This window comes from Paenibacillus ihumii (assembly GCF_001403875.1).
GTDB classification, from domain to species: Bacteria; Bacillota; Bacilli; order Paenibacillales; family Paenibacillaceae; genus Fontibacillus; species Fontibacillus ihumii.
In genome coordinates, this window is the sequence record NZ_LN884299.1 from 2072142 (window position 1) to 2084905 (window position 12764).

The following is a 12764-nucleotide window of genomic DNA, read 5'->3' on the forward strand; positions in this document are numbered from 1 at the left end:
GCATGTCTGTTCCTGTTATTGCTGCTGCAAAAAGAACAGCCATCGGCAGGTATGGCGGAATGTTCAAGGAGGTTCCGCCCGAGCTTCTCGCCGCCGAAGTCATTCGGGCCATCCTGGACGAAACTCGCATTGAGCCTGGCGACATCGATGACGTCATCCTCGGCAATGCGGTCGGTCCCGGCGGGAATATCGCCAGATTGTCCGCATTAACCGCCGGACTGCCGGTCGAGGTGCCGGGGGTTACGGTCGACCGGCAATGCGGCTCGGGGCTCGAAGCGATTCATCTGGCGGCGCGGCTGATTCAAGCTGGCGCGGGCGATATTTACTTGGCGGGCGGCGTAGAGAGCACGAGCCGGGCCCCGTGGAAGATCGAGAAGCCCCTCTCTCTATATGGCCGGGGACTTCCCGTTTTTTCGGGCCGCGCAAGATTCTCGCCGGACTTTATCGGTGATCCGGACATGGGCAAGGCCGCCAACAATGTCGCCGACAAGTACGGGATTACCCGGGAGCAGCAGGATTTATATGCATTTCATAGTCAGAGGAAGGCCGCTGACTCGATTCGCAGCGGACGATTTCGGGGCGAAATCGTGCCGATCTCGGTTATGACCGGCCGGGAAATGAAGGTTATCGATACGGACGAATGTCCCCGCCCGGATACAACGCTCCAGAAGCTCGCGGCATTGCCGCCTGCATTCGATGCCGAGGGCACAGTAACGGCGGGGAACGCTTGCCCGGTCAACGACGGTGCGGCCCTGGTTCTGATCATGTCCTGGAAAAAAGCCCGGTCCATGGGCTTGCAGCCTGTTCTGAAATTCGCCGATTCGGCTGCGGCCGGTGTGGATCCGAATTATTTGGGCATCGGCCCGGTGCCGGCGGTGAACAGGCTGCTGGCGCGAAGCCGATTGACGGCAGAGGATATCGATATCGTCGAGTTTAACGAAGCCTTCGCCTCGCAGGTACTTGCCTCTTTGCAGCAGCTGAGCATCCCGGAGGAGATCGTTAATATCGGCGGCGGCGCGATTGCGCTTGGCCATCCTTATGGCGCCTCCGGGGCGATTCTCGTCACGCGCTTGTTCAGTGAAATGACGAGGATGCACGGCGGAAGGGGGATTACGACGCTAGGCATCGGCGGCGGTATGGGGCTTGCGACGTTATGGGAGAGATGCGAATAGACGGAAAAGGAGGCAGCCGCATGCAGCTTGATCAGCAAACGGCGGTCATTACCGGCTCGAGCCGCGGCATCGGCAGAGCCATCGCGGTAAGAATGGCGCAGGAAGGCGCCCGGGTCATCGTTAATGGAACCGAGGCGAGCCGTGTTAACGAGGTCGTACAGGAGATTCGCCATAACGGAGGCATTGCGCTTGGCATCGCCGAGTCGGTCGACACGATGGACGGGGCAGCCCGGATCATCGCGGCGGCGCTGACCGAGTTCGGGCAGATCGACATTCTGGTGAACAACGCCGGAATTATCCGCGACAGAATGGCGCATAAGCTCAGCGAGGAGGATTGGGACGCGGTCATCGCCATTCATTTGAAAGGCGCCTTCGCCTGTATCCGGGCAGCTCTGCCCGCTATGAGGGAGAGAAGGCAAGGCTGCATCATCAATATGACCTCGACCGCCGGTCTGGCCGGAATGGCGGGGCAGCTCAATTATAGTGCGGCCAAAGCCGGTCTTCTTGGCATGACCTGGACACTGTCGCAGGAGCTTCAGCATTACGGAATCAGCGTCAACGCCATTGCTCCTGCGGCTTTGACGGACATGACGGCTCCGTATATCGAGCGAGCGAGGCGGGAGGCAGAGGCTAAGGGTCAAAGCCTCCCCGAGTATTGGCATATCGGAACGCCGGAGGAGGCAGCCGAGCTTGCGGTCGCGTTAAGCCTGCCGCAAAGCCGGGAAATTTCCGGCGCCATATTCTCCGTCAACGGAGGCGATATTGGATTATGGGCACGACCCGAGCATCAACTGCTGGCCTCGCGCTTGGCGGGCAAATGGGAAGCAAGCGAAATCGCCGCTGAATTATTCACCAATTACTTGAATTGAGTCAAGCTATGGAGGAATGAGCTATTGAAGAAGAAGCGTATATTTATCGGCATGATGGCCGGAATGGGCCGGGTCAACCGCTGCCTGCCGATCGCGCTCATGCTGCGGGATATGGGGCATGAGGTCGCTTTTACAATCTGGGGCAATGCGGGTGCAGCCATGGAGCAAGCCGGCTTTCAAGCAATCCCGATCCCGCCGATTCCAGGGCCGAAAGTCCAGACATTCGATCCCGATTTTGCGAATTTCCATCACTTCCTGGCGATGATGGGCTACGCCGATCCGGTGTATATGAAGAACGAGCTCGAGTCCAGGCTGAGCGCGACGGCGGACTTCAAGCCGGATCTCGTGCTGACGGATTCCAGTCTGTCGGCGGCTTTCATTGCCCGCAAGCTCGGCATTCCGCTCGTTTCCATTCATCAATCCTGTTCTTTACCCGGGGGCATGCCATTTAACCCAGATGCAGCGGCAAATCTGGCTGAGGGAGGTAAAAGTGGCGGAGATGATGAAGGAGATGGTCAAGAGGATGGTAAAGAGGGTAGTAAAGAGGGTGGTAAGGAGAGTGGCGAAGGGAACGTCGTAGGGAACGAGGTCACTGCGGCGCTTAACGAGACGCTGGCATTACATGGAATGGGGCGAAGCGATGGCGTGCTGTCTTTTCTGGCCGGTGATTTGGCGATCATACCGAGCATTCCTGAGTTTGATCCCGTTGACCCTCAGGCCCTCTCCATCCCGCTGGAGTACGTCGGACCAGTCGTTTGGAGGGATGCCAGCGCAGAAGGGCTCCCGTCCTCGTGGCTGGAGCGGGAACGGGGCCTGGCCGGGCGAAGGCGGGTATTCGTCTATACGAGCAGGCTCGTAGAGTGGGGCGTCGAGAGCGGCGGGCATATTTTCAGGGAGGTGGTCAATGCGCTGGGCCATACTTCAACGGAAATATTAATCGCTACGGGGTTCAATCCGCTGGAGGGAGTCCAGGGGGATATCCCGCCGAATGTAACTTTTGCTGCTTACGTATCCGGGGTGATGGCTGCCGAACGAAGCGACCTCCTGATCCATCATGGCGGACACGGGAGCTGCATGACAACGCTGCTGACAGGCACGCCTTCCTTGATGATCCCGACCTGGGCGGAAAGGGAGTTCAATGCCAGGCAGCTGCAGGACATCGGTGGCGGATGTATGATCCGTCCAAGCGAGGTAACGGGCCAGCGGCTGGCGGACATCGTAGAATCGATGCTGAGCGGCGGCGCTTTGGAGCAGGCGCAAAAATTAAGAGATGATATCGCTGCCCGCCATTATGGGGGGGCCGAACGCGCGGCCGCTTTGATTCATGGCCTGCTGTAGGCGCAGGCAGCACGATCGCCTGACGATTCGCACAGTGGTAGCATCGCCCCTTTACAAGACGGGAGCTCGGGATTGCTTTTAATATCAGAGCTTATTCATAAGGAGCTGAGAAGAACCATGAATTTTGAACTGACCGAGGAGCAAAAGCATATTCAACGTACCGTACGCAATTTTGTCGCCGATGAGCTGATCCCCCTGGAACGCCAGCTTCTTCTCAACGAGCGTGAAGGACGGGATGGGATCAGCCGGGAAGAGCTTAGAGCGCTTCAGAACAAGGCTAGAGGCCTTGGGCTCTGGGGCATAGAGACCCCGGAAAAATACGGGGGAGCCAATCTGGGCACGGTCACAAGCGCCATCATAAAAATGGAGCTGGGCCGCACCTGCGTCCCTTTTGTGCTGGGAGGGGAAGCCGATAATATCCTGTTCATGTGCAATGAGAAGCAGATGGAGCGATATCTGTACCCGGTCATTTCCGGCGATCGGCAATCCTGCTTCGCGCTTACCGAGCGGGCAGCCGGTTCGGACGCAGCACGCATTCAAATGTCAGCCAAGCGGACGGTGGGCGGTTGGATATTAAATGGCGAGAAGGCATTCATTACGAATGGGAATGAAGCGGATTTTGCCATTGTCTTCGCCGTTACGAGCCCAGCGTCCGGGAGGAAGCAAGGGATTACCTGCTTTCTTGTTGATCGGGAAATGGGCTGGACGTCGGAGCCGATCCTGACGATGGGCGGAGATAAAAGCCCGTCTCTGCTGACGTTCGATCATGTGCTTGTTCCGGATGAGAATGTATTGGGTGAGGTGGATCACGGGCTGACGATGGCGATGCAATGGATCAGCAGAGGGCGCTGGGTCGTACCCGCCATTGCGGTTGGGGCGTCAGAGAGGCTGCTGCAAATGGCGGTCGACTATGCGAACGAAAGGGTAACCTTTGGTGATACGCTGGCTTCGAGACAGAGCATTCAATGGATGATCGCGGATTCCGCCGTTGAGGTTGAGGCGCTGAAATGGCTTGTCCTGTATACGGCATGGCGGGTAGAAAAGCAGCTGGATGCGCGCCATCACGCCTCGATGTCGAAGCTGTACGGCGCTGGCATCGCCAATCAAATCGTGGATCGGGTGCTGCAAATTTACGGCGGCATGGGTTATTCCAAAGACCTGCCGATTGAGCGCTGGTACCGGGAGATGAGAGTATGGCGAATCTACGAGGGCACGGATGAAATCCAGCGGCTCATTATTGCAAGAAACCTGTTGAAGGGGAATGTTGAAATCGGCCACTGGGATTAAACGAATACATAGACAGCTGCGCCGCTATATGCCAATGTTCGCTGTCCCTGGCTGGATGAAGGGGCCGCTGCCTGCGGATGGGGTTCGGAAATGGAAGCATCGGGCCGCGTGATGAATATTTCCAGCAGGCAATGAATTGCCTGCTCGTCTCCGGCCGCTGCCGGCTCGGCGGAGGCTTCTTTTCCGCCTGTCCCGAAAGGGCAGGCCGATTGGACAACAGCCTTGGCGTAGACGGTATCGCCTTCCACAATCGGAATGTGAAAGCGGCACTGCAGGCTGCTAAGCAACATATTATCTGTCTCCAGCTCCTGCAGCAGATTTCCGACCATGCCTAATATGAGCATGCCATGGGCTACCTGGCCGGGAAGGCCGAAATCGGCAGCCTTCTTCCTGTCCAAATGAATCGGATTGCGGTCGCCGGAAGCAGCGGCATAAGCCAGCAGCAGATCTTTGGTGATCGTCCCTAGGCAAACATCGAGCAGAACCGTTCCGGAGGCGAGAGGGCTCTTCGTATCCCATATGCTGTACACCATTGGCGGTATAAACCGTCCTGTATTTACAGGCAGGGAATGGTCTGGGTTCGGGTGCGATGGCGGCCGATTCAGCAGCAGCAGCGTTGTATTCGCCTGCAAGAGCGGCTGATGATATGAATCCGTGAGCTCCATGATGCAATCCAGCAAGTGCATCCTTCCCTGGGAGCCCTTTGTTTCGCGAATGCTGGCAGGGCGGATCCGGTAGATCAGCTCCTCGCCATACTGAAGAGCCCGATGATATTGCAGCGATTGCTGTCCATGAATGACGATTTTGCCGTCGTTGTCGCCGGGCAGCCATGGAAGATTGACGTTCTGCCAGAGCGTAAGGGGAAAAGTTACAGGAACGCGGCAGCCATCCGGGCGAAAGGTTCTAGGAAAGCCCTCTAGGAAGGAGGCGATGACATCCTTCGTAATAATCGTCCGCTGATGCGGCGCTGCGGCTTCGTGCTTCAGCCGTTTATGCTCCATGATGGACCACCCCCATGAAATCTTCGATCATCATTCTACTGTTGTTCCACATTCTACCTTTACCTTGCATTATCCTTCAATCAGTAACCAATAGATTCATATATCTCCGATAATATCTACGGAACATCTATGGTAACATCTCGATAACCTCTATGGTAGCATCCCTGATAATATAGTCGATAATTTCAAAGTACCGCCAACGAACAAGGGGCTGTCCAAAAGTAAACTTTACGACCGGTTGTTCATGAAGTGACCAAACACGATCTCTGTCTCCGGTCGCTCATGAAGTGACCAAACACGCGGTTGTCCTTGAAGTGACTAAACACGATCTCTACCTTCGGTTGCCTTTGAAGTGACCAACATGCTCTCTGCCTCCGGTTGCCTTTGAAGTGACCAAACGAGCGCTCTACCTCCGGCCGCTCATGAAGTGACTAACACGCTCTCTATCTTCGGTTGCCCATAATGACTAAACACACTCTGTACCCCTGGTTGTCCTTGAAGTGACCAAATGCGCTCTGTACCTCCCTTTTACGCCGAGCATGAATCGCGGTTTCACGTTCTAAATGGATTTATAGTAGTTAGTTTCTGCTGAAAAGAAAGGAAAGGAGATTTAAATGGATTTCATGTCGCTAGAAGAAGGGAATTGTTCTTTCTGGGCGGGATTGTTGATTTTAGGTACATGAAATCCATCTACTCCCCTGAAACATTCGTTTAGAGCATAATTAGAACCATGAATTCCATTTAGTGTTTGAGTTCTATAGCTTACGTTTGAATTTTATAGCTTACTTTTAGTTTTATAGCTTCCGTTTGAGCTTTATAGCTTACTTTGAGTTCTATAGCTTGTGTTTGAGTTCTATAGCTTACGTTCGAGTTCAAAGTTCAATAACTTATCTAAGACGAGCAAAAAAATGGGATGCAGGCAAGGGTGAAATCGATTCCCGCAAAATTGGATTCCTCAGAAACGAATTACTAGAAACGAATAGCTTTTGAAAAGAAGGGGCGCTCCTCAGTCATCTAAGATAACTTCTGGGACAGCGTCTCTATTTTTTTACCCAAAATCAGAAAAAATTGCATGAAAGCCGGCCCAACACACGAAAACAAAAGTATTACCCCACATAAAGTAAACAAAAACAAATATAAAACAAGAAATAATTATGTATTTCTGTTGACTTGTATGGTATTTTGGGATTAGGATGATGACATACCTTATTTTTAAGGAGATGGGTATGAATGAATAATTATATGGCTGTGGACATCGGCGCTTCTAGCGGCCGTCTTGTGAAGGGGAAGCTTCACCGTGACAGACAGAGGATCGAGCTGCAGGAGATTCACCGCTTCCGCAATTCATTTACCGAGACAGAAGGCCATCATTACTGGGACGTTGATTATTTATTCGCGGAAATTGTGAAGGGGCTGCAGAAAGCGAAGAAGGAGGGAGTAAATGCTTGCACGCTCGGCATCGATACGTGGGCTGTCGATTATGTGCTGCTTGACGAGAATGGAAAGCGTATTCACGAGGTGTATGCTTACCGCGACGGGCGGACGAAGAATGCTCCGGACCGCCTGCATCAAAGCATTAGCAGAGCCGAGGTATACAGCAGGACGGGAATTCAAGAGCAGCCCTTCAATACGCTGTACCAGCTCTATGTTCATGACCGCGCCCAGCTCTCCCGGGCCGACAAAATCGTGATGGTGCCCGACTATCTATATTATCGCCTTACCGGCAAACTTATGAACGAGGTGACAAACGCGTCAACGATGCAGCTGCTGAATCTGGCAGGCAGAGATTTTGACGAAGAGCTGCTGAGTCTGCTTGGACTTCGCCGCGAGCAGTTCGCGAGACTTACGGAGCCGGGTGTGAAGCTGGGCACCCTCTCTCCAGACCTGCAGCGCGAGCATGATCTGCCCGGCTGCGAGCTGATCGTCATTCCAACGCATGATACGGCTTCAGCCGTCGTAGGGGTGCCTGCGCAGGCGCATAAATCCTGGGCATATATTAGCAGCGGAACTTGGTCCTTGCTTGGGGTAGAACGGAGCACTCCGCTGAATAGCGGCGAGGCGATGAACGCCAACTATACAAATGAATGGGGCGCTTACGGAACGTACCGTTTTCTTAAAAATATTATGGGACTCTGGATGATCCAGGAGGTGCGCAGGGAGACACAGGACGCCTACAGCTATGCCGAGCTGGCGGAGCTGGCTGTGCGGGAAAAGCCGTTTCAGCATTTGGTTCCTTGCAATGACCAGCGGTTTCTGAACCCCCGCAGCATGATGGAGGAGATCCGGGATTGCTGCCACAAGACAGGGCAGTCCTCGCCGGATACGATCGGCAAGCTGGCGCGCTGTATTTTCGATAGTCTGGCACTGACATACAAGGACAGCTTGGAGGAGCTGCAAGGCCTGACAGAGCGGCGCATCGATACGCTGCATATTGTCGGCGGGGGAGCCAATAACGAGCTGTTATGCCAGCTGACCGCGGATGCCGCGCAAATCGAGGTGATCGCCGGGCCATCTGAGGCTACCGCCCTTGGCAACATCGCCGTCCAAATGATCAGCACCGGGGAGCTGCAGGGGCTGGAGGAAGCCCGGAATGTTATTGCCGGCTCCGTTCCGCTGAAGATTTACCACCCCCGCCCGGCCCCCGGCATGGACGACATCGAGGCGCGCTGGAAACAAATCAAAGCCAGAATAGGGCAGCGCAGCTGAACCTTTACTCATTTATCATCTAAATCATTCGGAGGTTATCGACATGGTACAAAATTTATGGGACTCATCCCAAGCATCCAATTTTCAAGGAGGACTCGAAGAGCTTGTTTATCGCTCCAATCTTATCGGCTCGGATCGCCGGGTATGCAACTGGGGCGGAGGCAATACGTCGAGCAAGACCGTTATTAAGGATTTCAGGGGCCGCGACATCGAGGTGATGTATGTCAAGGGAAGCGGCTCGGATCTCGCGACGATGAAGCAGGGGAATTTCACCGGCCTGCGCATGGAGGATGTCCAGCCGCTGTTCGAGCGCGAGGAAATGTCTGATGAGGACATGGTTGCCTACTTGGCGAATTGCATGATTGATTCGAAGCATCCGCGCGCTTCCATTGAAACGCTGCTGCACGCTTTCCTGCCCTTCAGGCATGTAGACCATACGCATCCGGATGCAATCATCAGTCTCTGCTGTGCGGATAACGGGAAAGAGATAGCTAGGGAAATCTTCGGGGACCGCTTTGTCTGGGTACCCTACATCCGGCCGGGATTCACGCTGTCCAAGATGATTGCCCAGGGCGTTCTCGATAACCCTAAGGCCGAGCTTGTGCTGATGGAAAAGCATGGACTGGTCACCTGGGGTGACACCTCCGAAGCCTGCTACGCCAAGACGATCGCAATTATTAACGAAGCTGAACGATACATCGAGACTCGCGTCAACGAGGCGAAATTGTTCGGCGGCATGCTCCATCAGCCGCTGCCAAGCGAGGAGCGCCGGAGCATCGTTGCGAAGCTGATGCCATCGATTCGCGGCGCGGTCAGCGACGGCAAGAAAATGATCCTGACCTTCGACGATGAGGAGGATGTGCTTGCCTTTGTCGGCAGCAAGGATTCAGCCCAGCTGTCCCAGATCGGCGCAGCCTGCCCGGATCATCTCGTGCACACGAAGGTTGTTCCGCTCTTTATCGACTGGACGCCGGATGCAAGCGATATCGAAGGATTGCGCCGGAAGCTGATCGAGGGCGTTGCCGATTACAAGCAGCAGTACAAGGCTTATTTTGAACGCAACAAGAATGAAGGCGATGTTATGTTTGAGGCGGCTCCGCGAGTTATTCTCATACCGGGCATCGGCATGATCAACACGGGGAAGAGCTGGGCCAATTCCAAGGTGAGCGCCGCTTTGTATCATCGGGCAATAGCGGTGATGCGCGGGGCGACGACGCTCGGCAATTTTGTTTCCCTTAGCGAGAACGAATCGTATAACGTAGAATACTGGCCGCTTGAGCTGTATAAGCTGTCCTTAGCTCCCGCCGAGGCGGAGTTCTCCCGCAAGGTGGCGTTCATTACGGGCGGAGCAGGCGGCATCGGCAGTGCGACGGCTCGACGGCTCGTTAGCGAGGGAGCGCATGTGGTGCTCGCAGACCTGAACCTGGAGGGCGCTCAGCAGGTGGCTGATGAACTCAACGAGAAGTACGGAGATCATATTGCCCTGGCTGTGAAAATGGACGTTACCAGCGAGGAGATGGTCCGCGCCGCCTACGAACAGGCTGCCCTGCACTATGGAGGCGTTGACATTATCGTGAATAATGCAGGGCTGGCGACGTCAAGTCCTTTTGACGAGACCTCGCTGCAGGAGTGGAACCTGAACATGAACGTGCTGGGCACCGGTTACTTCCTCGTAGCGCGGGAAGCCTTCAAGCTCATGAAGGAGCAGGCGCTCGGCGGCAGCATGGTATTCGTAGGCTCCAAAAATTCGATTTATGCGGGTAAAAACGCGTCCGCTTACAGCTCGGTGAAGGCGCTGGAGGCTCATTTGGCGCGCTGCATCGCTGCAGAGGGCGGAGAATTCGGGATTCGCGTGAACACGATTCTGCCGGATGCAATTCTGCAGGGCTCGGCGATTTGGAATTCGAACTGGCGCAACGAACGTGCGGCGGCATACGGGATCGAGCCGGATCAGCTGGAGGAGCATTATCGCAAGCGCACGACGCTGATGGTCAATATTTATCCGCAGGACGTGGCTGAAGGCATCGCCTTCTTCGCCTCCTCCAAGGCGGAGAAAACAACCGGCTGCATGCTGACGATCGACGGCGGCGTACCGGCGGCATTCACGCGCTAGTGTCGACGATACAGCATCTACTGGTCGTTTAGCATCTATTTGCTGTATTTTTGCAGGGTTATTCACCGCTTAATTTTTTCATATGGCAATAGAAGGATTTGAAAAGCGTTGATTTCAATGGTTATCGGAGGAGGGCTTGTCGATGTCGGATAAAGCGTATATGTTATTTGAAGAGCAGCAGAAGCTGCGGGGGATTGATCTGGAGCAGGTGAAGTCCAGGCTGAAGCAGCTTAAAATCGAGACTCCGTCATGGGGCTATGGGGACTCCGGAACGCGCTTCAAGGTGTTTCAGAAGGTTGGCGTTCCGCGGAATCCGTTCGAGAAGTTCGAGGACGCTGCGGTCGTCCACCGTCTAACGGGGCTATGCCCATCCGTGGCGATCCATATTCCGTGGGATCATGTCGATGATTACGGCAAGCTGAGAAGTCATGCCGAGAGTCTAGGGCTCTTGATCGGCGCGGTGAACCCGAACCTGTTCCAGGATGACGATTACATGCTGGGAAGCGTCACGAACAGCGATCCGGCGATTCGCCGCAAGGCGACAAATCATCTGCTGGAATGCGTAGATATCGCCAAGGAGACGGGCTCGAAGGACTTGAGCCTGTGGTTCGCGGACGGTACGAACTATCCGGGCCAAGGCGATATTCGCAAACGCAAGCATTGGATGCTTGAAGCATTGGCGGAAATGTACGCAGCTTTGGCGCCGGATATGCGCATGCTGATCGAATACAAGGCCTTTGAGCCGGCTTTTTACCATACGGATATCGCCGATTGGGGCATGGCATACAATTACGCGCTGAAGCTCGGCCCTCAGGCCGAGGTCTTGGTGGACACCGGGCATCATCTGCCTGGAGCTAATATCGAGCATATTGTCGCTTATCTGATCGATGAGAAGCGGCTCGGCGGATTCCATTTTAACAGCTATAAATACGCGGATGACGATTTGATCGTCGGTTCGGTGAATCCATATGAATTGTTTCTGATCTTCTATCAAATCGTGCTTGCGGCCAATGACGCGGATGAGCAAATTCGCAGCACGGTGGAGAAAATCGCGTTTATGATTGATCAATCCCACAACATTGAGCAGAAAATACCAGCAATGATCCGTTCCGTGCTGAACGTGCAAACACAGTATGCCAAAGCGCTGCTCATCAACCACGATGAAGTCGCGGAAGCGGCTGAACGGGGCGACGTGCTCGGTGCAGAGGATGCCGTGCGCCGGGCGTTCGAGTTCGATGTCACGCCGCTGCTTCATGCGGTGCGCGAGGAAGCGGGGCTGCCTGTCGATCCGATGAAGGCATATCACGCCTCCGGCTATGGAACCGGAATACTGGCCAGAGGCAAGGGCGGAGCAAGCTGGTAACGAGCATCGACAAAGTCTGCACCCTTGGTTGAAGTCAATGCACTCGAAGTGAAGGGGCTTCTAGCCGAAGTGAAGGGCCTGTAATCGAAATTAAAGCCGGTAGCCGAATGATGAAAGAGATGGAGTGAAGCTGAAATGCTGGTAGCTGAACGCTATGAATACATCGTGCAGTTGATCAATGACAAGGGAAGCATGCGCGTATCGGAGCTCAGCGAGCTCTGCGGAGTCACTGAAGAGACGATCCGCCGGGATCTCGACCGCCTAGAGCAGGCTGGCCGGCTCCGGCGCTCCCATGGCGGGGCAGTGAGCGTCAGGCCGAAGGGAGATGTGCCGGAAATTCCCTATGCGGAGCGTGAGATTACGCATGCCGAGCAGAAGATGCGGATCGCCGATGAGGCGGTCCAGCGGATTCAGCCGAAGGAACGCATCCTGCTGGATGCGAGCACGACGGCCTGGTACATGGCGTCGAGGCTCCCCGATATTCCGCTTACCGTACTGACCAATTCGATTCGCGTCGCTACCGAGCTCAGCAGCAAGGAGAAAATCGAAGTGATCTCTACGGGCGGGCTGCTTACGAGCCGTTCCTTGTCTTTTGTCGGCCCGCTCGCCGAACGTTCGCTGGAATCCTATTATGTAGATAAAATGTTCCTCTCCTGCAAAGGGGTTCATCTTGATCGCGGGATCAGCGAATCCAATGAGCTGCAGGCCCGCATCAAGCAGAAAATGGTGGCGATAGCCGATCAAGTGATCCTGCTGGCCGATGCCAGCAAATTCGGGCAGCAGGGCTTCACGCATGTCATGAATCTCGAGCGGGTAAGCGCGATTATTACGGATGACGGGATCGGGAAGGACACGCTGGCCGCTTTGTCTGACCGGTCCATTTCCGTAACGGTCGTGTAAATGGAGGAATGTTGA

General features: G+C 54.9%; 9 protein-coding genes. 8 read left to right on the plus strand and 1 reads right to left on the minus strand.

From position 1 onward, the window contains the following. Positions 1-2: 2 nt before the first annotated feature. The 4 genes from BN2762_RS16820 (at position 3) to BN2762_RS16835 (ending at position 4666) form a co-directional block, all read left to right on the plus strand. Positions 3-1172 carry a thiolase family protein gene (locus tag BN2762_RS16820; RefSeq protein WP_055108066.1) on the plus strand — a complete coding sequence of 390 codons (1170 nt, stop codon included), beginning with the start codon at positions 3-5 and terminating at the stop codon, positions 1170-1172. A 20-nt stretch (positions 1173-1192) separates the two neighbouring features. Then, on the plus strand, positions 1193-2041 hold the full coding sequence (locus tag BN2762_RS16825; RefSeq protein WP_055108067.1) for an SDR family NAD(P)-dependent oxidoreductase: 849 nt from the start codon (positions 1193-1195) through the stop codon (positions 2039-2041). A gap of 24 nt (positions 2042-2065) precedes the next feature. Beyond that, positions 2066-3379, plus strand: a complete 1314-nt coding sequence (locus BN2762_RS16830; protein ID WP_055108068.1) for a glycosyltransferase — start codon at positions 2066-2068, stop codon at positions 3377-3379. A 117-nt stretch (positions 3380-3496) separates the two neighbouring features. Next, entirely contained in the window at positions 3497-4666 is a 1170-nt protein-coding gene (locus BN2762_RS16835; RefSeq protein ID WP_055108069.1) for an acyl-CoA dehydrogenase family protein, read from the plus strand. Here the strand turns inward: BN2762_RS16835 and BN2762_RS16840 are convergent. Continuing rightward, entirely contained in the window at positions 4663-5667 is a 1005-nt protein-coding gene (locus BN2762_RS16840) for a MaoC family dehydratase (protein ID WP_055108070.1), read from the minus strand. The genes BN2762_RS16835 and BN2762_RS16840 overlap by 4 nt on opposite strands. Before the next feature lie 1230 nt (positions 5668-6897). Between BN2762_RS16840 and rhaB the strand changes: the two genes are divergently transcribed. The 4 genes from rhaB to BN2762_RS16860 all read left to right on the plus strand — a co-directional run bounded on the left by rhaB (position 6898) and on the right by BN2762_RS16860 (position 12749). Then, positions 6898-8373 (plus strand): rhamnulokinase, encoded by a 1476-nt coding sequence (rhaB, locus tag BN2762_RS16845; protein ID WP_055108071.1) that lies wholly within the window; start codon positions 6898-6900, stop codon positions 8371-8373. A gap of 43 nt (positions 8374-8416) precedes the next feature. Continuing rightward, positions 8417-10486: a bifunctional rhamnulose-1-phosphate aldolase/short-chain dehydrogenase gene (locus BN2762_RS16850; RefSeq protein ID WP_055108072.1), complete on the plus strand. Its 2070-nt coding sequence runs from the start codon at positions 8417-8419 to the stop codon at positions 10484-10486. Between the two features lie 142 nt (positions 10487-10628). Next, complete coding sequence (rhaI, locus tag BN2762_RS16855; RefSeq protein WP_055108073.1) at positions 10629-11849, plus strand: L-rhamnose isomerase; 1221 nt, start codon at positions 10629-10631, stop codon at positions 11847-11849. A 135-nt stretch (positions 11850-11984) separates the two neighbouring features. Further along, the gene (locus tag BN2762_RS16860) at positions 11985-12749 is read left to right on the plus strand and encodes a DeoR/GlpR family DNA-binding transcription regulator (RefSeq protein ID WP_055108074.1); all 765 of its coding nucleotides are present in this window, start codon (positions 11985-11987) and stop codon (positions 12747-12749) included. Positions 12750-12764: the final 15 nt, after the last annotated feature.

Excerpts from the sequence above, each read along its gene's own strand:
- BN2762_RS16820 (WP_055108066.1), top strand. The coding sequence starts at position 3 with ATGTCTGTTCCTGTTATTGCTGCTGCAAAAAGAACAGCCATCGGCAGG.
- BN2762_RS16825 (WP_055108067.1), top strand. The coding sequence starts at position 1,193 with ATGCAGCTTGATCAGCAAACGGCGGTCATTACCGGCTCGAGCCGCGGC.
- BN2762_RS16835 (WP_055108069.1), top strand. The coding sequence starts at position 3,497 with ATGAATTTTGAACTGACCGAGGAGCAAAAGCATATTCAACGTACCGTA.
- BN2762_RS16840 (WP_055108070.1), bottom strand. The coding sequence starts at position 5,667 with ATGGAGCATAAACGGCTGAAGCACGAAGCCGCAGCGCCGCATCAGCGG.
- rhaB (WP_055108071.1), top strand. The coding sequence starts at position 6,898 with ATGAATAATTATATGGCTGTGGACATCGGCGCTTCTAGCGGCCGTCTT.
- BN2762_RS16850 (WP_055108072.1), top strand. The coding sequence starts at position 8,417 with ATGGTACAAAATTTATGGGACTCATCCCAAGCATCCAATTTTCAAGGA.
- rhaI (WP_055108073.1), top strand. The coding sequence starts at position 10,629 with ATGTCGGATAAAGCGTATATGTTATTTGAAGAGCAGCAGAAGCTGCGG.
- BN2762_RS16860 (WP_055108074.1), top strand. The coding sequence starts at position 11,985 with ATGCTGGTAGCTGAACGCTATGAATACATCGTGCAGTTGATCAATGAC.